The 20315-nt window shown below is 71.8% G+C and carries 18 protein-coding genes; 10 read left to right on the top strand and 8 right to left on the bottom strand.

What is annotated here, in order from left to right:
• The 3 genes from ACWF9Z_RS35525 to ACWF9Z_RS35515 all read right to left on the bottom strand — a co-directional run.
• A partial coding sequence (locus tag ACWF9Z_RS35525) for an NADH-quinone oxidoreductase subunit C (RefSeq protein ID WP_453609600.1) occupies window positions 1-737 on the bottom strand: 737 nt, incomplete at its 3' end.
• The gene (locus ACWF9Z_RS35520) at window positions 734-1318 is read right to left on the bottom strand and encodes an NADH-quinone oxidoreductase subunit B (protein ID WP_453609598.1); all 585 of its coding nucleotides are present in this window, start codon (window positions 1316-1318) and stop codon (window positions 734-736) included. The genes ACWF9Z_RS35525 and ACWF9Z_RS35520, both read right to left, overlap by 4 nt.
• A complete protein-coding gene (locus ACWF9Z_RS35515) occupies window positions 1309-1716 on the bottom strand; it encodes an NADH-quinone oxidoreductase subunit A (protein WP_356649497.1) in 408 nt (135 codons plus the stop codon). Before ACWF9Z_RS35515 ends, ACWF9Z_RS35520 begins: the two co-directional genes overlap by 10 nt.
• Before the next feature lie 156 nt (window positions 1717-1872).
• Between ACWF9Z_RS35515 and ACWF9Z_RS35510 the strand changes: the two genes are divergently transcribed.
• From ACWF9Z_RS35510 to rarD, 7 genes are all read left to right on the top strand, one after another.
• Window positions 1873-3054, top strand: coding sequence for a sensor histidine kinase (locus ACWF9Z_RS35510; RefSeq protein ID WP_453609596.1), 1182 nt, complete (start codon window positions 1873-1875; stop codon window positions 3052-3054).
• 219 nt (window positions 3055-3273) lie between these two features.
• The gene (locus tag ACWF9Z_RS35505; RefSeq protein ID WP_453609594.1) at window positions 3274-4590 is read left to right on the top strand and encodes a sensor histidine kinase; all 1317 of its coding nucleotides are present in this window, start codon (window positions 3274-3276) and stop codon (window positions 4588-4590) included.
• A gap of 392 nt (window positions 4591-4982) precedes the next feature.
• Entirely contained in the window at window positions 4983-5642 is a 660-nt protein-coding gene (locus ACWF9Z_RS35500; protein ID WP_453609604.1) for a response regulator transcription factor, read from the top strand.
• 145 nt (window positions 5643-5787) lie between these two features.
• Window positions 5788-7833: a 2-oxoacid:acceptor oxidoreductase subunit alpha gene (locus tag ACWF9Z_RS35495; protein WP_453609592.1), complete on the top strand. Its 2046-nt coding sequence runs from the start codon at window positions 5788-5790 to the stop codon at window positions 7831-7833.
• Window positions 7826-8893: a 2-oxoacid:ferredoxin oxidoreductase subunit beta gene (locus ACWF9Z_RS35490; RefSeq protein WP_453609590.1), complete on the top strand. Its 1068-nt coding sequence runs from the start codon at window positions 7826-7828 to the stop codon at window positions 8891-8893. Before ACWF9Z_RS35495 ends, ACWF9Z_RS35490 begins: the two co-directional genes overlap by 8 nt.
• 195 nt (window positions 8894-9088) lie before the next feature.
• Window positions 9089-9949, top strand: coding sequence for an SDR family oxidoreductase (locus ACWF9Z_RS35485; protein WP_453609588.1), 861 nt, complete (start codon window positions 9089-9091; stop codon window positions 9947-9949).
• Window positions 9950-10088: 139 nt separating this feature from the next.
• Window positions 10089-11060 (top strand): EamA family transporter RarD, encoded by a 972-nt coding sequence (gene rarD, locus ACWF9Z_RS35480; protein ID WP_453609587.1) that lies wholly within the window; start codon window positions 10089-10091, stop codon window positions 11058-11060.
• Between the two features lie 82 nt (window positions 11061-11142).
• Here rarD and ACWF9Z_RS35475 read toward each other — a convergent pair whose 3' ends face one another.
• Window positions 11143-11649 (bottom strand): DUF6193 family natural product biosynthesis protein, encoded by a 507-nt coding sequence (locus ACWF9Z_RS35475; RefSeq protein WP_453609585.1) that lies wholly within the window; start codon window positions 11647-11649, stop codon window positions 11143-11145.
• Window positions 11650-11853: 204 nt separating this feature from the next.
• On the opposite strand from ACWF9Z_RS35475, the gene ACWF9Z_RS35470 reads away from it, so the two are divergent.
• Entirely contained in the window at window positions 11854-13170 is a 1317-nt protein-coding gene (locus tag ACWF9Z_RS35470; RefSeq protein ID WP_453609584.1) for a M28 family metallopeptidase, read from the top strand.
• Window positions 13171-13247: 77 nt separating this feature from the next.
• Here the strand turns inward: ACWF9Z_RS35470 and ACWF9Z_RS35465 are convergent, their stop codons facing one another.
• From ACWF9Z_RS35465 to ACWF9Z_RS35450, 4 genes are all read right to left on the bottom strand, one after another.
• Complete coding sequence (locus ACWF9Z_RS35465) at window positions 13248-13664, bottom strand: hypothetical protein (RefSeq protein WP_453609583.1); 417 nt, start codon at window positions 13662-13664, stop codon at window positions 13248-13250.
• The gene (locus tag ACWF9Z_RS35460) at window positions 13661-13864 is read right to left on the bottom strand and encodes a hypothetical protein (protein WP_453609581.1); all 204 of its coding nucleotides are present in this window, start codon (window positions 13862-13864) and stop codon (window positions 13661-13663) included. The genes ACWF9Z_RS35465 and ACWF9Z_RS35460 overlap by 4 nt, the downstream gene beginning before the upstream one ends.
• A gap of 110 nt (window positions 13865-13974) precedes the next feature.
• Entirely contained in the window at window positions 13975-15198 is a 1224-nt protein-coding gene (locus ACWF9Z_RS35455; RefSeq protein ID WP_453609579.1) for a LolA family protein, read from the bottom strand.
• A 253-nt stretch (window positions 15199-15451) separates the two neighbouring features.
• On the bottom strand, window positions 15452-16462 hold the full coding sequence (locus tag ACWF9Z_RS35450) for a polyprenyl synthetase family protein (protein ID WP_453609577.1): 1011 nt from the start codon (window positions 16460-16462) through the stop codon (window positions 15452-15454).
• A gap of 210 nt (window positions 16463-16672) precedes the next feature.
• Here ACWF9Z_RS35450 and ACWF9Z_RS35445 point away from each other — a divergent pair, with 210 nt between their 5' ends.
• Window positions 16673-18181, top strand: coding sequence for a peptide MFS transporter (locus ACWF9Z_RS35445; RefSeq protein WP_453609602.1), 1509 nt, complete (start codon window positions 16673-16675; stop codon window positions 18179-18181).
• A 30-nt stretch (window positions 18182-18211) separates the two neighbouring features.
• Complete coding sequence (locus ACWF9Z_RS35440) at window positions 18212-20224, top strand: CocE/NonD family hydrolase (protein WP_453609575.1); 2013 nt, start codon at window positions 18212-18214, stop codon at window positions 20222-20224.
• The last annotated feature ends 91 nt before the right edge of the window (window positions 20225-20315 follow it).

Raw genomic sequence — 20315 nt, 5'->3', positions numbered from 1 at the left:
CCCCACACTACCACCCCCCCCCCCACACCCGCTATCCTTCGTGGTCTCGTGGGCTGGGATTTGTGTATAAGCCCCCGCTCCCCGGCCGCGGCGCCCGCGCCCGCACCGGCACCCGCACCCGCGCGCGGGGTGCGCGCGGGACGGGCGGGAGCCGGCGGGAGCTGGCCCTTCATCGGGCCCCAGTCGTTGGGGTCGGGGACGCCCGGCGGGAGCATCTGGCGGCGCTTCGGGGCGTCCGGGTCATGGGCCTCGCCCGGTTCCTTCGCGCCCGGCCAGGCCTTGGCCACGCGCGCCGCGAGGACGAAGTCCTTGCGCAGCGGGTGGCCCTCGAAGTTCTCCGGGAGGAGCAGCGGGACCAGGTTCGGGTGGTCCGTGAAGACGACGCCGAACATCTCGAAGGTCTCGCGCTCGTGCCATTCCGCGCCGGCGTAGACCGGCACCGCCGAGGGCAGCGAGGGCGCCGTGTGCGGGACGGTGGTCCTCAGCAGGAGGCGGCGTACGCGGTGGTTCTCCAGCGACACCACGTGGGCGCAGACCCGGAAGCCGGTTCCCGGCTCGTCCACCGCGCTCAGCCAGTCGAAGTAGGTGCAGCCCAGCTTGTCCCGGGCGATCTCCAGCGCGGGGATCCAGCTGGCGGTGGGCACGTCGACGGTGAGCAGCGCGTAGGAGAAGGAGGCCACGGCCTCCGCTCCGAAGATCGTGCCCGCCGCGTCCGGGAGGGAGTCGTAGAGGTTCACGCGTCCGTCCCGGGGGCCGGCGGGGCGGCGACCAGGCCGCTGGTGAGCTGGGAGACCGACGGGGCCGCGTACCGCTCGGCCAGCGACTCGCGGGCGATCTTCTCCTGGAGCTTGAGGATGCCCTGCAGCAGCGCCTCGGGGCGGGGCGGGCAGCCGGGGACGTAGACGTCGACGGGGATGATCTGGTCGACGCCCTTGGTCACCGAGTACGAGTCCCAGTACGGGCCGCCGCAGTTGGAGCAGGCGCCGAAGGAGATGACGTACTTGGGCTCGGGCATCTGCTCGTACAGCCGCTTGACGGCCGGGGCCATCTTGTCCGTCACGGTGCCCGAGACGATCATGAGGTCCGCCTGGCGCGGGCCGGGCGCGAAGGGGATGACGCCGAGCCGGATGAAGTCGTGCCGGGCCATCGAGGCGGCGATGAACTCGATCGCGCAGCAGGCGAGACCGAAGTTGAAGACCCACAGGCTGTAGCGGCGGCCCCAGTTGAGGACCACCTTCATGGGCTCGGGCGCGAGGCGGGAGAGGACTCCCAGCTTCTTCGGTTCCGGGAGGAGCTGCGGCTCCGGTGTCACGTCCATTCGAGGACGCCCTTCTTGTACGCGTAGAGCAGCCCGACGGCCAGGAAGCCGAGGAAGATGAACATCTCCACCAGCGTCGTGGCGCCGTAACCGGCGGCGGCGAAAACCGTCGCCCACGGGAAGAGGAAGATCGAGTCGACGGCGAAGATGACGTAGAGGAAGGCGTAGACGTAGTAGCGGACCTGGGTGTGCGCCCAGCCCTCGCCGACCGGGTCCACACCGCACTCGTACGTCAGCAGCTTCTCGCGGGTCGGGACGACGGGGCGCAGCAGGCGCCCGGCGCCGAACGCCACCGCCACGAACAGCACACCGAGCACGGCCAGGAGGCCGACGACCGAATACGTCCGGAAGTAGTCCGCGGCGAGCACGGATACGGTCGATACCGTTGGTTCGGGCACGTCCGTTCCTCGTTCCTCGGCCTATGTCGATGATCAGGGTGATCTGGTACGGACGGGAGTCTAGGGCCTGGTCCCGGCGGGGTGGGGTTATCCCCCGTTTACCTCGGCCTGACCGCACCATGGCACCGGACGCTCGCGCTTGACAGGGTGGGGCGCATGACCGCGAGCGATCACCTCCCCGATGACGGCACTCCCCCTCCCGTACGCGCTGCATTCGATGCCGTGACGTGGAAGGAAATAGCCTATTTGCTCACTAATCTTCCCCTTTCCCTCATCGGATTCGTTTATACGGTCGCCATGGTGGCGACCGCGGGCGGTCTGTCCGTGACCGCGATCGGGCTTCCGCTGTTCGCGGGCGGCCTGTTCCTGTCCCGTCAGCTGGGACGGCTGGAACGGGCGCGGGCGCGCCTGCTGCTGGGCGTACGGGTCGACGAGCCGACCCCGATGCCGGGGCCGCGGCGGGCCGGCGGGTTCTTCCCCTGGCTGTGGGCGAGCCTCAAGGACCCGGTGGCGTGGCGGGCCGTGCTGTTCGAGCTGGTGCGGCTGCCGTGGGCGGTGCTCACCTTCGGCGTGGCGCTGACCGGCCTGTTCGTCCTGTGGCCGGTGCTGCCGTGGGTGGCGCGCGGGCTCGCGAACGTGGACCGGGCGATGGTGCGGGGCCTGCTGTCCCCGTCCGACGAGCTGGAGCGGCGGATCGCCGAGCTGGAATCCGACCGGGGGGTGGTCGTCGACACCGCGGCGGCGGACCTGCGGCGGATCGAGCGGGACCTCCACGACGGGGCGCAGGCGCGGCTGGTGGCGCTGGCCATGGGGCTGGGCCTGGCGAAGGAGAAGCTGCTGGAGGACCCCGAGGGGGCGGCCTCGATGGTCGACGAGGCGCACGGCGAGGTGAAGCTGGCGCTCCAGGAACTGCGGGACCTGGCGCGGGGCATCCACCCGGCGGTGCTCACCGACCGGGGGCTCGACGCGGCGCTGTCGTCGGTGGCCTCGCGGTGCCTGGTTCCCGTGAAGGTGTCGGTGGACCTGCCGGCGCGGCCGGCGGAGGCGATCGAGGGGATCGCGTACTTCGTGGTGTCGGAGCTGCTGCAGAACGTGAGCAAGCACGCGGGTGCGCAGGCGCGCGGGGCGTCGGTCGAGGTGTGGCGGTCGGACCGGCGGCTGCTGATCCGGGTGTCGGACGACGGGCGCGGCGGAGCCGACGCCCGGGCCGGGTCGGGGCTGGCGGGGCTCGGGGAGCGGCTCGGAGCGGTGGACGGGGTGCTGGTGGTGGACTCCCCCGCCGGGGCCGGGACCACGGTGACGGCCGAGCTGCCGTGGCGGGGACGCGGGGCGGCGTAGCGCGGGGCGGCGTAGTGCGCGGGCCGCGGTCGTACGGGCTGCGGGCGTACGACCGCGGTCGTACGGGCCGCTTGCCGTACGTGGCGCGGGGCGTCATAGCGCGCGGGGCGCGGTCGTACGGGGGATAACCCCCCGCGGCAGAGACCGACGCACCGGATGGTTCCGCAGGGGGGCGCGGCGGGAGGGTGGGGGGACAACGTGGACGGAAGGCGGGTCGGGATGATGGAGAGCAACGTGCGGAGCGGCAGCGGGATCGGCAGGGCGCTGCGCGCGCCCGTCGAGGGGCGCACGTGGCGGGAATTCGGGTTCCTGCTGCTGGGTCTCCCGCTCAGCGTCCTCTACTTCTCGCTCGCGATCACCGGCGTGAGCCTCGGTGCCGGACTGCTCGTCACCTTCCTCGGCGTCCCGGTCCTCGCCGGGGTGCTCGCGATGTGCCGGGGCTTCGGGCGCCTGGAGCGCGCCCGGGTCCGCGGGATGCTGCGCCACGACATCGCCGAGCCCGGCCCGATCCTGGCGCGGAAGCCCGGGGTCCTCCCCCGCATGGGGGCGCTGCTGAAGAGCGGCAGCGCCTGGCGCCACGTGCTCTACTCCGTGATCCACTTCCCGTGGGCGCTGTTCAGCGCCATCGTCGCCCTCGTCTTCTGGTCCTTCGGCTGGACGATGCTGCTGTACCCGCTGTGGTTCTGGGTGTTCCCGGCCTATACGGACCAGCCCGGTCTCCAGCTCTTCCAGAACGGGGAGGACTACACGTTCTACCTGGACTCGCCCCTGGCGATCGCGATGACGTCCGTCGTGGGGCTCGCCCTCACCCTCACCAGTCCGTGGGTCTTCCGCGCCCTGACCACCGTCGACCGCGTGCTGGTCTCCGGGCTGCTCGGCCCCTCCCGGCTCGCGCACCGGGTCAGCGAGCTGGAGTCGGACCGGGGGGTCGTGGTCGACACGGCAGCCGCCGACCTGCGGCGCATCGAGCGGGACCTGCACGACGGGGCCCAGGCCCGGCTGGTGGCCCTGGCCATGGACCTGGGGCTCGCGAAGGAGAAGCTGACCGAGGACCCGCGGGCGGCCGCCCGGATGGTGGACGAGGCGCACGGCGAGGTGAAGATCGCCCTCCAGGAGCTGCGCGATCTGGCCCGCGGCATCCACCCGGCGGTACTGACCGACCGGGGGCTGGACGCCGCCCTGTCCTCGGTGGCCTCGCGGTGCGCCGTGCCGGTGCGGGTGGCCGTGGACCTGCCCGCGCGGCCCGCGGCGGCGATCGAGGGGATCGCGTACTTCACCGTCTCGGAGCTGCTGCAGAACATCAGCAAGCACGCGCAGGCCCGTACGGCCGGCGTGGACGTGTGGAAGTCCGGCGAGCGGCTGCTGATCCAGGTCTCGGACGACGGGCGGGGCGGGGCCTCCACCGAGGCCGCGGCCGGGTCGGGACTGGCCGGGCTGGCCGAGCGGCTCGACGCCGTGGACGGGGTGCTGGTCGTGGACTCCCCCGTGGGGACGGGGACCACCGTGACCGCCGAGCTGCCCTGGCGGACGGCCTGAGACCTCCGGCCGCCGGCGCCCCGGCCCGCGCCCACCCCTCCCCGCACCGCGCCCACCCCTCCCCGGGCCGCCCCCGCGCCTCCCGGGCCCGCCTCCACACCTCCCCGGGCCGCGCCCACGCCTCCCCGCGCCTCCCCGGGCCGCCCCCGCGCCTTCCCGGGCGGCCCCCGCACCTCCCCGCACCGCGCCGTTCACTCCTCCGGGGCCGGGCCGAAAGTCCTGACTTTCGGCCCTTCCCACCGGAGCGCTCCCTTCCCACCCCGAAAACACCGCATTCCCGTCCGTCCGGTGATCCCACTCCGCCTTGATCCCGGCTGAAGGCTGGGATGCTTGGCTGTGTCAGGGGTACGGACACCAGTGGATGCGGGAGCTGCAAAGTCGTGGAAAACAGGGTGCGGGTCGTCATCGCCGAGGATTCAGTGCTGCTACGCGAGGGCCTGACCCGGTTGCTGACCGACCGGGGGCATGACGTCGTCGCGGGCGTCGGGGACGCGGAAGCCCTGATCAAGACCGTGGCGGACCTGGCGGCGGAGGGCGCGCTGCCGGACGTGGTGGTGGCGGACGTGCGGATGCCGCCGACGCACACCGACGAGGGCGTACGGGCCGCGGTGCGGCTGCGGCGCGACCACCCCGGCATAGGGGTGCTCGTGCTGTCCCAGTACGTGGAGGAGCAGTACGCCACCGAACTGCTGGCCGGTTCCAGCACCGGGGTGGGGTACCTGCTCAAGGACCGGGTGGCGGACGTCCGGGAGTTCCTGGACGCCGTCGTGCGCGTGGCCCGGGGCGGTACCGCCCTGGACCCGGAGGTCGTGGCGCAGCTGCTCGGGCGCAGCCGCAAGCAGGACGTGCTGGCGGGGCTGACCCCGCGCGAGCGCGAGGTGCTCGGGCTGATGGCCGAGGGCCGGACCAATTCCGCCGTGGCCAAGCAGCTGGTGGTGAGCGACGGCGCGGTGGAGAAGCACGTCAGCAACATCTTCATGAAGCTCGGCCTGTCGCCGAGTGACGGGGATCACCGGCGCGTGCTGGCCGTCCTCACCTATCTAAGGTCTTGATCAACTGACACCCTGTCAGGTAAGGCCGGATTTCGGACAGACCGCCGAGAGGGCGGTCCAGAAACTGAGTACCCCGGGGAAGCGGTCCCTACGGTCGTAGGGTGGACCTTGGGCAGTGCTCACGCCTCGAAGGAGGTCCAGTTCAGTGACCAGCCAGGTCAGTAGCCCAGCCGAGCATTCCGACGGGACCGAGGGCGCGGTCGTCGGCGAGCAGCGGACACCCCCGGGCCCGAACAGCGACGATCCGAGCAGCGAAGGTCCCGGCGACGGGGCGGACGGGACCGACGGGACCGGCAACAGTCCCGTGGACGGCCCCGGCGACACCTCAGGCGGCGCCGGCAAGGAAGTGCGCCGCCTCGATCGGGTGATCATCCGCTTCGCGGGTGACTCGGGCGACGGCATGCAGCTCACGGGCGACCGTTTCACCTCCGAGACGGCGTCCTTCGGGAACGACCTCTCGACGCTGCCGAACTTCCCCGCCGAGATCCGGGCGCCCGCCGGCACCCTCCCCGGCGTGTCCAGCTTCCAGCTGCACTTCGCCGATCACGACATCCTGACGCCGGGCGACGCCCCGAACGTCCTGGTGGCGATGAACCCGGCGGCGCTGAAGGCGAACATCGCGGACGTGCCGCGCGGCGCGGAGATCATCGTCAACACCGACGAGTTCACCAAGCGGCCGATGGCGAAGGTCGGCTACGCGACCTCCCCGCTGGAAGACGGCTCGCTGGACGCCTACAACATCCACCAGGTGCCGCTGACCACCCTCACCGTCGAGGCGCTGAAGGACTTCGGTCTCCCCCGCAAGGAGGCGGAGCGCAGCAAGAACATGTTCGCGCTGGGCCTGCTGTCCTGGATGTACCACCGGCCGACGGAGGGCACCGAGACCTTCCTGCGGCAGAAGTTCGCGAAGAAGCCGCAGATCGCGGAGGCGAACGTGGCCGCCTTCCGGGCCGGCTGGAACTTCGGCGAGACCACCGAGGACTTCGCGGTGTCCTACGAGGTGGCCCCGGCCACCCGCGCCTTCCCGGCGGGCACCTACCGCAACATCTCCGGAAACCTCGCCCTGTCCTACGGGCTGATCGCGGCGGGGCAGCAGGCCGGTCTGCCGCTCTACCTGGGCTCGTACCCGATCACCCCGGCCTCGGACATCCTGCACGAGCTGAGCCGGCACAAGAACTTCGGCGTGCGCACCTTCCAGGCCGAGGACGAGATCGCCGGCATCGGCGCGGCTCTGGGCGCGGCCTTCGGCGGCGCGCTCGCCGTGACCACCACCTCCGGCCCGGGCGTCGCGCTCAAGTCCGAGACGATCGGACTCGCGGTCTCCCTGGAACTCCCGCTGCTGATCGTGGACATCCAGCGCGGCGGTCCCTCCACGGGCCTGCCGACCAAGACGGAGCAGGCCGACCTGCTCCAGGCCATGTACGGGCGCAACGGCGAGGCCCCGGTCCCGATCGTGGCCCCGCGCACCCCGGCGGACTGCTTCGACGCCGCGCTCGACGCGGCCCGGATCGCGCTGACCTACCGGACTCCGGTGTTCCTGCTCTCCGACGGGTACCTCGCCAACGGCTCCGAGCCGTGGCGGATCCCGGACGTCGCGGACCTCCCGGACCTGTCGGTCCAGTTCGCCTCCGGCCCCAACCACGAGCTCGCGGACGGCACCGAGGTGTTCTGGCCGTACAAGCGCGACGCGCGGACCCTGGCCCGCCCCTGGGCGGTGCCGGGCACGCCGGGGCTGGAGCACCGCATCGGCGGCATCGAGAAGCAGGACGGCACGGGCAACATCTCCTACGACCCGGCCAACCACGAGTTCATGGTGCGCACCCGCCAGGCCAAGGTCGACGGCATCGAGGTCCCGGACCTGGAGGTCGACGACCCGGACGGCGCGCGCACCCTGGTCATCGGCTGGGGCTCGACGTACGGGCCGATCACGGCCGCCGTACGCCGGCTGCGGCTCGCCGGGGTCCCCGTCGCACAGGCCCATCTGCGCCACCTCAACCCCTTCCCGAGGAATCTGGGGGAGGTCCTGAAGCGTTACGACAAGGTAGTGGTGCCGGAGATGAACCTCGGGCAGCTCGCGACCCTCCTGAGGGCGAAGTACCTGGTCGACGCACGGTCGTACAACCAGGTCAACGGCATGCCGTTCAAGGCCGAGCAGCTCGCCACGCATCTCAAGGAGGCCGTCCATGACTGAGCTGACCGACGCCCGGACCCTGCTCTCGCTGGTGCCGAAGGCCGCCGCCAAGCAGTCGATGAAGGACTTCAAGTCGGACCAGGAGGTCCGCTGGTGCCCCGGCTGCGGCGACTACGCGGTGCTCGCGGCCGTACAGGGCTTCATGCCCGAGCTGGGGCTGGCGAAGGAGAACATCGTCTTCGTCTCGGGCATCGGCTGCTCCTCGCGCTTCCCGTACTACATGAACACCTACGGGATGCACTCGATCCACGGCCGCGCCCCGGCCATCGCCACCGGCCTGGCCACCTCGCGCCGCGACCTGTCGGTGTGGGTGGTCACGGGTGACGGCGACGCGCTCTCCATCGGCGGAAACCACCTGATCCACGCCCTGCGGCGGAACGTCAACCTCAAGATCCTGCTGTTCAACAACCGGATCTACGGGCTGACCAAGGGGCAGTACTCCCCCACCTCCGAGGTCGGCAAGATCACCAAGTCGACGCCGATGGGCTCGCTGGACGCGCCCTTCAACCCGGTCTCGCTGGCGATCGGCGCGGAGGCCTCCTTCGTGGCCCGCACGGTGGACTCCGACCGCAAGCACCTCACCGAGGTGCTGCGCGCGGCGGCCGACCACCAGGGCACGGCGCTGGTGGAGATCTACCAGAACTGCAACATCTTCAACGACGGGGCGTTCGAGGTCCTCAAGGACCACGAGCAGGCCCAGGAGGCCGTGATCCGGCTGGAGCAGGGGCAGCCGATCCGCTTCGGCGCGGACAACGCCAAGGGCGTCGTGCGCGACGCGGCCACCGGGGACCTGGAGGTGGTCACCGTGACCGCGGAGAACGCGTCGCGGATCCTGGTCCACGACGCCTCCTCGGCGTCCCCGACCAACGCGTTCGCGCTGTCCCGGCTGGCCGACCCCGACACGCTGCACCAGACGCCCATCGGGGTGTTCCGCGACGTGGCGCGGCCGGTCTACGACACGCTCATGGCCGAGCAGCTGGAGACGGCCGTGGACCGCAGCGGCAAGGGCGATCTGGGCGCGCTGCTGAGCGGGAACGACACCTGGACCGTCGTCGGCTGAGTCGTGGCCGAGGTGTTCCCGGAGCCCGGACCTCCTCGGGAGGTCCGGGCTTCCGCATGTCCGGGTGCGCCCCGCGCCTGCCCGTTTCGTCGGCGTGCCCCACCTCCCACATGCTTACTTTCCAAAAGTTAGCGCTTACCGTAGGGTGGCATTCAGGAAGGGCCCGGTCCCGGGGCCCCTACGGAGGAGATCCCCATGAGCATCGTCGTCACCGGAGCCACCGGAGCCCTCGGCCGCCTCGTCGTCGCCGACCTGCTGACCCGCGTCCCCGCCGACCGGATCGCCGCGGTCGTCCGCGACGCCGACAAGGCCGCCGACCTCGCCGGCCAGGGCGTCGAACTGCGCGTCGCCGACTACGACGACCCCGCGAGCCTGGCCCGCGCCTTCCGGGCGGGCGACCGGGTGCTGCTGATCTCCGGGAACGAGATCGGACGCCGGGTCGATCAGCACACCGCCGTGATCAAGGCCGCGGTCGCGGCCGGGGTGGCCCAGCTCGCCTACACCGGGATCCTCGGCGGTCCCGAGGCGGACTTCGAGCTGGCCGCGGAGCACCGGGCGACCGAGCGGGCGATCCTCGACTCCGGGCTCCCGTACACCTTCCTGCGCAACGGCTGGTACCACGAGAACTACACCCGCGACCTGGCCTCCCACCTGGAGCGCGGCGCCCTCGTGGGCAGCGCGGGCGAGGGCCGCGTGGCCTCCGCGGCCCGCGCCGACTACGCCGCCGCCGCGGCCGTGGTGCTGACCGGCGAAGGGCACCTGAACCGGGCCTACGAGCTCTCCGGGGACTCGGCGTGGACCCTGGCCGAGTACGCCGCCGAGCTGTCGGCCCAGGCGGGGCGCGAGGTCGCGTACACCGAGCTGCCGACCGAGGCGCACCAGGCGGTCCTGGTCGACGCCGGACTCCCCGAGGGCTTCGCCGCGGTGTTCGTCGACGTGGACGCGGCGATCCGGCGCGGCCGCCTGGGCTCCACCAGCGGCGACCTCGCCCGGCTCATCGGCCGGCCGACCACCCCGGTGTCCGAGGCGATCGCGGTCGCGCTGGCCGCCGCATGACGGACGCGGCCGGGCGCGGGCTCGTGTGAGCCGCCACGAGGGCCGCGAGGTGTCATGAGCATCTCGTTGTGACGGTGATGACTTCTCGCTCGTGCGGCGCTAACGTCTTGACGTTGGCTTGAAGAGCACTGGAGGTCCCGTGAAGGCAGAGAACGACCAGCGCGCGGGATTGCTCTACGGATTCGGCGCGTACGGAATGTGGGGCCTGGTGCCCCTGTTCTGGCCGCTCCTCCAGCCGTCCGGAGCCATCGAGATCCTCGCCCACCGCATGGTGTGGTCCCTGGCCGCGGTCGGCGTCGCACTGCTCTTCCTGCGCCGCTGGGCCTGGATGGGCGAGCTGCTGCGACAGCCCCGCAAGCTCGCGCTCCTCGTGGCCGCCGCCGCCCTGATCACCGTGAACTGGGGCGTGTACATCTGGTCCGTCAACAACGGCGCCGTCGTCGAGGCGAGCCTCGGCTACTTCATCAACCCCCTCGTCACCATCGCGCTCGGCGTGCTGGTCCTCGGTGAGCGGCTGCGCCGCTCGCAGTGGGCGGCGGTGGGCATCGGCCTCCTGGCCGTGCTGGTGCTCGCCGTCGGCTACGGGCGGCCGCCGTGGATCTCGCTCGTACTGGCCTGCTCCTTCGCCACGTACGGCCTGATCAAGAAGAAGCTCGGCATGGGCGGCCTGGAGTCGCTGACCGCCGAGACCGTGGTCCTGTTCCTGCCCGCCCTCGGCTACCTGCTGTGGCTCGGCGCCCGGGGACAGTCCACCTTCACCGCCCAGGGCCCCGGGCACACGGCGCTGCTCGCCTCGACCGGGCTGGTCACCGCGATCCCGCTGGTCTGCTTCGGCGCGGCCGCGATCCGGGTGCCGCTGTCCACCCTCGGGCTGCTCCAGTACACCGCCCCGGTGTTCCAGTTCTCGCTCGGCGTCCTGTACTTCCACGAGGCCATGCCGCCCGTCCGCTGGGCCGGCTTCTCCCTGGTCTGGGCCGCCCTCTCGATCCTCACCTGGGACGCCCTGCGCACCGCGCACCGGGCCCGCGCCGGACGCCTCGAAGGCGCCCTGGACCCGCTGCCGGCGCCCCTCGCGGCGTCCGGCCCGGTCCCGGCGCGCGAGCCGGCGTAACCGCGCCCGGCCTTCCGCCGGCCCGGCCCCCCGCCGCTCGGCCCCGCGAGGCCCGGCCCCCCGCGCCCCGGCCTCCCGCGGCTCAGCCCCCCGCGGCCGGGCCCTCCTGAGGCGCGGCCCTCCTGCGGCTCAGCCCCTTCGGCGGCCCGCCCGTCCGCCACACGTCCACGGGCGACGCGTCCACCGGCGGCTCCTCCCTCGGCAGGCCCGTCGTGGCGAGCCGCAGACCGCGCGGTACGTGCGCGACCACCAGGGCCACGGCCTCCCCGGCCGTGGCGACCTCGCCGATCTCCCGGGAGGGATCGCGCCCCACGACGCGGAACCGGCCGTCGGCCAGCGGCATGACGAAGGGGACCGCCACCTCGTAGGGGAAGCGGGTGGTACTGCTGAAGTGCACGTGGCAATGGCTCGTGTACGGGTAGAGCTGCCGCAGGAGCGGGTCCTCGTAGGCCGCCTCCAGCACCGCGACGGTGCCGAGACGCCAGGCCACGGGACCGAGCCGCTCCAGCGTGCGCGCCCACGCCTGCCGTGCGCCCAGCCACTGGGCCTCCACGGCGGCGGCCGCAGGGGTCACTTCGTTCACGTTCATCCCCCCAGTGTGCCCGCGACGCGGCCCCGCGCCCGGTCACGCGCCCGGCTGCGTCCGTTTTCCGAACGCGCCTGACCGAATTGTGGTCTTGACGGACTGTCACGCTCTCGCTGAACATCAGGCTCGCACTGACGCACGATGCTCACCTGTTCTTCCCCGCACGTTTCCGCACACATCCCCAGTACGGAATCCCGGAGCCCCCACATGAGCCTGTCCGTCTCCCGGCGCCTCGCCGCCGTGACCGCCGTCGCGGTCGCCGGCCTGTTCGCCGCCACCTCCCCCTCCGCGCTCGCCGCGCCCACCGCGGTCACCGCGGCGCCGACGCCGCCGGACATACCGGTCGCCAACGTCAAGGCGCACCTGACGCAGCTGCAGTCCATAGCCACCGCCAACGGCGGCAACCGCGCCCACGGCAAGGCCGGCTACAAGGCGTCGATCGACTACGTGAAGGCCAAGCTCGACGCGGCCGGCTTCACGACCACCCTGCAGACCTTCACCTCCAGCGGCGCGACCGGCTACAACCTGATCGCCGACTGGCCCGGCGGGGACCCGAACTCGGTCCTGATGTCGGGCTCGCACCTGGACTCGGTGAACGCCGGCCCCGGCATCAACGACAACGGGTCCGGTTCGGCCGCCATCCTGGAGACCGCGCTGGCCGTCTCCCGCGCACAGCTCCAGCCCACGAAGCACCTGCGCTTCGGCTGGTGGGGCGCGGAAGAGCTGGGCATGATCGGCTCGAAGTACTACGTGAACAACCTGCCGGCCGCCGAGAAGTCGAAGATCTCCGGCTACCTGAACTTCGACATGATCGGTTCGCCCAACCCGGGCTACTTCGTCTACGACGACGACCCGACCATCGAGCAGACCTTCAAGAACTACTACGCGGGCATCGGCGTCGCCACCGAGATCGAGACCGAGGGCGACGGCCGCTCCGACCACGCGCCCTTCAAGAGCGCGGGCATCCCGGTCGGCGGCCTGTTCTCGGGCGCCGACTACACCAAGACGGCGGCCCAGGCCCAGAAGTGGGGCGGCACCTCCGGTCAGGCCTTCGACCGCTGCTACCACGCCTCGTGCGACACCTCGGCGAACATCAACGACACCGCCCTGGACCGCAACTCGGACGCCATCGCCTACGCGATCTGGAACCTCGGGGCGGCCACCCCGGTCCCGCCGGGCCAGTCCTTCGAGAACACGACGGACGTCGCCGTCCCGGACTCCCCCGCCGCCGCGGTGACCTCGCCGATCACGGTCTCGGGCGTCACGGGCAACGCGCCGGCCACCACCAAGGTCGACGTGAACATCGTCCACACCTACCGCGGTGACCTGGTCGTCGACCTGATCGCCCCCGACGGCACCGTGTACAGCCTGCACAACCGCACCGGAGGCAGCGCCGACAACCTCGTCCAGTCCTACACCGTCAACGCCTCCTCCGAGGTGGCCAACGGGGTGTGGAAGCTCCAGGTCAAGGACGCGGCCGCGCAGGACGTCGGCTACATCAACAGCTGGAAGATCACCTTCTGACCCTGGTGGTCCCCGCGCAGAAGGACGATCACCGCAGCACGGGCCCGGCGCCCGTCGCGGCCACGGCCCGTGCTCCGCTACGCCTCCTGCGCGCCGCCGCGCAGCGAGGCGGGCAGCGGCTCCTGCATCCGGGCGCGCAGCTCCTGTGCGACCGCCGCGACGTCCGCGCGCCCCAGCTTCGCGGCCTCCACGAGATCGCCGAGCTCCTCCGGCGTCGGCAGCAGCTTCGCCCCGGCGACGCGCAGGTACGAGCGGGTCGCGGCGGCGGCGTAGAACTCGTTCATCGGGGATTCCAGCGCCGGGCACACGGCCAGGGTGTGCAGAAACGCGGCGGCCCGCCACGCGGTGTCCGGGGCGGGCTGCTCGGGGACCAGGACGAGGTCGTTCTGGTGGCGGGCCACCGCGGCGGCCACTCCGGAGGGGTCCCACACGGCGGGATCGGACGGGAGATGGTGGGCCAGAGCGGTCCAGGCCCACTCCATGGTGATCTTCAATGGCCGAACCGCTCCTGGAAGTAGGCCCAGTGGTCGGCGAACTCCTCGATGCCGGAGAGGAACTTCTTCCGGTCCTCGTCGAGCTCGCGTTCGGTGACTTCGGTGATCAGCGCGGTGACCGTCGTCCCCAGCGCCGCCGCGCGCGCCTTGAGGCGCTCGTGGAACTCTTCGTCCAGGCGGATGGTGACGTGTCTCGACATGCTTTTCACGGTACAGCGGCCTTGCTGTACCCAGGGCGGGAACGGCACAAGGGTGGGCGGGGACACAGTCCCCGCCCACCCTTCACCCGCCTCCGCTACGCGGGGGCGCCCTACTTGTTCGCGTCTGCCGCCGTCACCAGCGCGTCCTTGGTGACCGCGCCGACGTAGACCTTGCCGTCGTCCGTGATCAGCGCGTTGACCACGCGGGTCTTCAGGACGCGGCCCTCGCCGAACTTCCCGGAGACCTTCTCCCCGATCGAGTCGAGGAACTGCTGCGCCTGCGCGGGAGCGTTCTTGTCCTTCGTCGCGCCCTCGAGGTCCTTCAGGCCGTTGGCCGAGCCCGTCTCGATCCGGGCGATCGAGGTCCAGCCCTCGCCGAGGACCTTGGTGTCGCCCTTGCCGGCCCCGGCGCCGCCGACCAGTCCGTCCAGGCCGGGGAGGGCGTCCAGGGCGCCCTTGCCCTTGTCCTTGCCCTTGTCCTTGCCCAGGCCGTGCTCGCCGGCCGCTCCCTCGCTCACCTTGGCGTCCTTGGGCGGGGTGAAGGCGAAGGTGTCGGCGGCGGGCTTGGCGAAGTCCACCTTGGTGAATCCCGCGTCCACGATCGGCTTGCCGCCGTCCGTGGAGAGCAGCTGCACGCGCAGCGGCACGCCGTTCTTGGCGTCCACCGCGATCTTCACCGAGGCGACCGTGGAACCGGCGCCCTTCGGCTTGAGGACCAGCTGGTAGGCGTCGCGGCCGGCCACCTGGGCCGTGTCGCCGACGCTGACGTCCGTGGTCGTGCCGGCGGCCTCCAGGACCTCCCGGGCGATCTCCTGCGGGGAGGCGCCGAGCCGCTCGCCGGCCTTGCGCTCGGAGCTCTTGCCCGCGTCGGCCGGGGCCTTCTCGTGGAAGGCCTCCTTGGACTTGGAGTCGTATCCCCAGACGTCGGCGCCGTTGTGGACGAGCGTGTACTCGTCCTTGCCGTCGACGAAGGTCAGCTTCTGGCGGTCCGGTCCGTCGGCGGCCACCCGGAAGGTGTGCGTGCCGGCGGCCAGCTGCGTGAGCTTGTCCTGCGGGTCGGCGGAGCCGCCCGTGATGCCCGAGCCGCCGCCGAGCAGGCCGGCCGGCAGGGACGGCAGCCCCAGGTCCGTGCTGATCTTGGCGCTGCCGGACAGCTGCTCGACGTCCGAGGCCGCGATCTTCTCGATGAGCTGCTGGGCCGTGACCTGCGGCAGGTCGGGGCCGCTGGCGTTCGCGAAGGCCGGAACCATCGCGATCGTGCCGGCTACCACTCCGAACACCGCGACCGGTACGGCGTACCGAGCGGCCTTGCGGGTCTTTGCGTTCGTTGCCATGTCTGTCTGCCCTACCTCTGTGTGTACGGCGGCGACCTACCCGTCTTGCGTGTACACGTCCACCCCGCGCCGCCACTCTCACCCGATCTGGTGGGGATGTGTCTCCATCTGACCAAAGAAGAGGGGGTGAGGGCGTCAGCCCCGGGAGCCAACTGCGCGTACGCCCCAGGGATGACACGACGCGGGCCGGACCTCCCCCACCCGTAGGGGATGCCCGGCCCGCGCCTCTGTCTTCGGTAAGACCCGCGCCGGGTCAGCCCGCGCGGTGGACCACCGCGTCGCACAGCTCCACCAGGGCCGACTTCGCGAAGCACTCCGGCAGCGGGGCCAGCGTGGCCCGTGCGTCCTGGGCGTAGCGGATGGTGTCCTTGCGGGCCTGCTCCAGGGCGGGGTGGACCCGCAGCCGCGACAGCACCTCGGCGTGCAGGGCGTCGTCCGTCAGATCGCCGTCCAGGAGCCGTACGAGGTCCAGGTCGTCCGGGTTGCCGTCGCGGGCCGCCATCTCGCGCAGCCGCAGGACGGGCAGCGTCGGGATGCCCTCGCGCAGGTCGGTCCCCGGGGTCTTGCCGGACTCGTGCGAGTCGGAGGCGATGTCGAGGACGTCGTCGGCCAGCTGGAAGGCGAGGCCGAGACGCTCCCCGTACTGGGTGAGGATGTCGACGACCATGTCGTCGGCGCCGGACATCAGCGCGCCGAAGCGGCAGGAGACGGCGACCAGCGAGCTGGTCTTGCCGGCCATGACGTCCAGGTAGTGCTCGACGGGGTCGCGGCCGCCGCGCGGGCCGGCCGTCTCCAGGATCTGGCCCGTCACCAGCCGCTCGAAGGCCTCGGCCTGGATCCGCACGGCCTCGGGCCCGAGGTCCGCCAGGATGTGCGAGGCGCGGGCGAAGAGGAAATCACCCGTCAGGACGGCCACGGAGTTGCCCCAGCGGGCATTGGCGCTGTCGACGCCGCGGCGGACGTCCGCCTCGTCCATGACGTCGTCGTGGTAGAGCGTCGCGAGGTGCGTGAGCTCCACGACGACGGCCGAGGGCACGATCCCGGGCGCGTAGGGATCGCCGAATCGGGAGGCGAGCATCACCAGCAGCGGCCGGAACCGCTTGCCTCCGGCCCGCACCAGGTGCTGTGCGGCCTCGGTGATGAAGGGGACTTCGCTCTTGGTGGCTTCCAGCAGACCCGCCTCGACGGCGGCCAGTCCGGCCTGGACATCGGTCTCAAGAGCCTGGTCCCGCACGCTCAGTCCGAACGGCCCGACGACGGTCACGAGGGGTACTCCTGTCTGCTGACGATCACGTTGACGATCACATGGATTGTCGATGTGTCGCTGCCATCACTCAAGCCAGCGTATCCGGTCTGTTTTCGATCACCCAGGGCGCCCGTCCGGCCACCGCGCGCCCACCCCTCACGCACCGCCCGATGTGTACCGGTATGTTCTATGGAAGCCGAAACAATCGGAGAATGCGTTTTGTCCAGAATTTCGACCGATATCGACGAGCCCTCGGACCCGGAGGCCGACCAGCCGCCGCCCGGCGACGACCACGCCTTCTTCGGGCACCCCCGGGGGCTCGCCACGCTCTCCGGGCTGGAGGTCTGGGAGCGCTTCTCGTTCCTGGGCATGCAGGCCATCCTCGTCCTCTATTTCGCGGACGCGGTGGCCAACGGCGGTCTGGGGATGGACCCGGGCACCGCGGCCTCCGTCTCGGCGGCCTACGGAACCATGGTCTACCTCGTCTCCGTCGCCGGCGGGTGGCTCGCCGACCGGATCCTGGGTTCGTACCGCGCCGTGCTCTGGGGCGGCATCCTGATCGCCTGCGGCCACTACGCCATGGCCGTGCCCACCGCCGCCATGACCTGGGTGGGCCTGGGCCTGATCAGCGCCGGCACCGGACTGCTCAAGCCGAACGTGGCCAGCATGGTCGGCAAGCTGTACCGGACGGACGACCAGCGGCGCGACGCCGGCTTCGCGCTCTACTACATGGGCATCAACATCGGCGCGTTCGCCGGCCCGCTGATCACCGCCTGGCTCGGCGAGAACGAGGGCTGGCACTGGGGCTTCTCGGCCGCCGCCGTCGGCATGACCGCGGGTCTCATCCAGTACGTCGCCGGGCGCCGCCACCTGGCGGGGCGCAAGCACTCCGCCGAGTTCGCGCTGGCGCCCGACGCGATGCGCTCCACCGTGTGGAGGATCGTCGCCGGGGTCGTGGTCTTCGCCGCGCTCGCCACTCTTCTGGCCGTACTGGGCTGGCTGACGATGGACCGGTTCGTCGACCTGCTCACGCTGGTCTCGGTGATCGCCCCGGTCGTCTACTTCGCGGTCATGTTCCGCAGCGACCGGGTGACCTCCGAGGAGCGGGGGCGCCTGCGCCCGTACGTGGTGCTCTTCCTGGCCTCGGTCGCCTTCAACTTCATCCTCTTCCAGGCGTACTCGACGATGATGCTGCTCGCCTCGACGAACGCCCGCACCGAGATCCTCGGCTTCACCTTCCCGGCCGGCTGGTACGCCTCCGCGCTCGGCGCGTTCGAGGTGCTGCTGGCCCCGGTCGTGGCCGCGCTGTGGGTCCGGATGGGCCGACGGCAGCCGCACGCCTCCAACAAGATCGCCATCGGGGTGATCCTGGGCGGCCTGTCCTTCCTCCTGATGGTCATCCCGACCTCGGGGCACAGCGGCGACACCTACCAGATCGCCGTCTGGTGGATCGTCGGCTCGTACCTGCTGCTCGGACTCGGCGACGTCCTGCTGGAGACCTCGGGCATGTCGGCCACCACGAAGCTCGCCCCGAAGGCCTTCGGCAGCCAGACGATGGCGCTGTGGTTCCTCTCGCTGGCGCTGGCCAACGGCATCCAGGCCCAGGTGGTCAAGTTCTACGGGGAGGTCTCCAACCCCGTCTACTTCGGCGTCAACGGCGCCATCGCGGTGGCGGCGGGCCTGGCCGTGGTCGCGCTCGCGCCGTGGCTGAAGCGCACGATGCACCCCGTCCACTGACCGTCCCCGAGGCGATTGGCGAGAGCTTCGATGATCATCCGCACCGATTTCCCCTACGGGACCACCCACGAGGACGTCCGGATCCCGATGCGGGACGGCACCGAGCTGTACGCCCGCATCTGGCGCCCGGTCACCGACGAGCCCGTCCCGGCGCTGCTGGAGTACCTCCCGTACCGCCTCACCGACTGGACCGCGCCGCGCGACTGGCAGCGCCACCCCTGGTACGCCGGCCACGGCTACGCCTCCGTACGGGTCGACGTGCGCGGCCACGGATGCAGCGGCGGCGACCCGGGCGACGAGTACGACGCCCAGGAACTCGCGGACGGCGTCGCGGTGGTGGAGTGGCTCGCGGAGCAGCCCTGGTGCACGGGGTCCGTGGGGATGTTCGGGATCTCCTGGGGCGGCTTCAACAGCCTGCAGATCGCGGCGCTGGCCCCCGAGGCGCTGAAGGCCGTCGTGACCGTCTGCTCCACGGACGACCGGTACGACAACGACGTGCACTACATGGGCGGCTCGCTGCTCGCCGTGGACATGCACGCCTGGGCGGCGACCATGCTCGCCTTCGCCGCCCGCCCGCCGGACCCGCTCTACGCGGGCGACGGCTGGCGAGACCTCTGGCTCTCGCGCCTCGGCGCGGTCGAACCCCTGATCCACACCTGGCTCTCGCACCAGACCCGCGACGCCTACTGGCGCCACGGGTCCGTGTGCGAGGACTACGGCGCGATCGGCGCGGCCGTCCTCGCCGTCGGGGGCTGGCACGACCCCTACCGGGACACCGTGCTGCGGCTGGTGTCCGCGCTCCCCGCCGACCGGGTGCGCGGCCTGATCGGCCCCTGGTCGCACCAGTACCCCGACCGCGGGCTGCCGCCGGGGCCGGCCATCGGCTTCCTCCAGGAGACCCTGCGCTGGTGGGACCACTGGCTCAAGGGGGCGGACAACGGCGTGATGCGGGAGCCGCTGCTGCGCTCGTGGATCTCCGGGTCGCACCCGCCGGCGACCACCTACGAGGTGCTGCCGGGCCGGTGGGCCGGCGATCCGTCCTGGCCCTCGCCGAACGTGGACCCGGTCACGTACGCCTTCCAGGGCGCGCCGGTGGTCGTGGCCTCCCCGCAGCACACGGGCCTGGACGCGGGCCGCTTCTTCCCCTTCGGCAACGACGCCGACCTGCCGCCGGACCAGCGCGAGGAGGACGCGAAGTCCGCGTGCTTCGAGTTCCCCGTCGGGGAGGGCTCCGGCCCGGTGGAGATCCTCGGCCGGCCCGTGGTGCGGCTGCGCATCCGGATGGACGTGCCGTACGGGCAGGTCGTGGCGCGGCTGTGCGACGTGGCTCCGGACGGGTCCTCGACGCTCGTGACGCGGGGCGCGCTGAACCTGTCGGCGCGCCAGGGGCGGGACAAGGCCGTGCCGTGGCCGGTGGGCTCGTACGAGGACGTGACCTTCGAGCTGAACGGCATCGGGCACTCCTTCCCGCCGGGCCACCGGATCCGCCTCGCCCTGTCCTCGGCCTACTGGCCGTGGATCTGGCCGCGGGCCGGCTCGGAGGCGGGCTGGACGCTGGATCCGGCGGGGAGCGCGGTGGAGCTTCCGGTGCGGGACCCCTCCCGCGCGCCCGACGGCGAGCCGATCCTGTTCGAGGCTCCCGAGCAGGCGGAGCCGCTCGGGGTGTCCTACCCCGAGACGCTGGACGGGCCGGGGCCGGAGCGGCTCGTCGTACGGGACGTGGCGCGGGGCGTGTGGCGGCTGGAGGTCGACCCGCGGTACGGGGGCACGCGGGTGTATCCGGACGGGCTGGAGTTCAGCGAGGAGGCGAGGGAGGTGTACGAGATCCAGGAGGCGGACCCGCTGTCGGCGCGGACCCGCTCGGACTGGACCGTGCGCTTGCACCGGCCGGACCTGGGGTGGGACGTGTCCGTGGAGACGCGGTCGGAGATCTCGTGCGACGAGGGCGGGTTCCTGACGTCGAACGAGCTGGTGTGCCGGGAGGGCGACGAGGTTCTCTTCCACCGCACGTGGGAGCGCAGGCTGCCGCGCACGGCGAGCTAGTGCCGCGTCGGGCAAGGTTTGCCCCTTGAGGAGCGGCGTCCGGTGCGTGCTCTCGGCGTGCCGGCCGCAAGCGCTCGTACGGGACGTACTT

The sequence above is a fragment of the Streptomyces sp. NPDC054961 genome (assembly GCF_053609145.1).
Note: the sequence above shows the minus strand (reverse complement) of the source record. Positions and strands in the feature narration are given on the sequence as shown.

Excerpts from the sequence above, each read along its gene's own strand:
- ACWF9Z_RS35520 (WP_453609598.1), bottom strand. The coding sequence starts at position 1,318 with ATGGACGTGACACCGGAGCCGCAGCTCCTCCCGGAACCGAAGAAGCTG.
- ACWF9Z_RS35510 (WP_453609596.1), top strand. The coding sequence starts at position 1,873 with ATGACCGCGAGCGATCACCTCCCCGATGACGGCACTCCCCCTCCCGTA.
- ACWF9Z_RS35505 (WP_453609594.1), top strand. The coding sequence starts at position 3,274 with ATGATGGAGAGCAACGTGCGGAGCGGCAGCGGGATCGGCAGGGCGCTG.
- ACWF9Z_RS35490 (WP_453609590.1), top strand. The coding sequence starts at position 7,826 with ATGACTGAGCTGACCGACGCCCGGACCCTGCTCTCGCTGGTGCCGAAG.
- ACWF9Z_RS35485 (WP_453609588.1), top strand. The coding sequence starts at position 9,089 with ATGAGCATCGTCGTCACCGGAGCCACCGGAGCCCTCGGCCGCCTCGTC.
- ACWF9Z_RS35475 (WP_453609585.1), bottom strand. The coding sequence starts at position 11,649 with ATGAACGTGAACGAAGTGACCCCTGCGGCCGCCGCCGTGGAGGCCCAG.
- ACWF9Z_RS35470 (WP_453609584.1), top strand. The coding sequence starts at position 11,854 with ATGAGCCTGTCCGTCTCCCGGCGCCTCGCCGCCGTGACCGCCGTCGCG.
- ACWF9Z_RS35460 (WP_453609581.1), bottom strand. The coding sequence starts at position 13,864 with ATGTCGAGACACGTCACCATCCGCCTGGACGAAGAGTTCCACGAGCGC.
- ACWF9Z_RS35455 (WP_453609579.1), bottom strand. The coding sequence starts at position 15,198 with ATGGCAACGAACGCAAAGACCCGCAAGGCCGCTCGGTACGCCGTACCG.
- ACWF9Z_RS35440 (WP_453609575.1), top strand. The coding sequence starts at position 18,212 with ATGATCATCCGCACCGATTTCCCCTACGGGACCACCCACGAGGACGTC.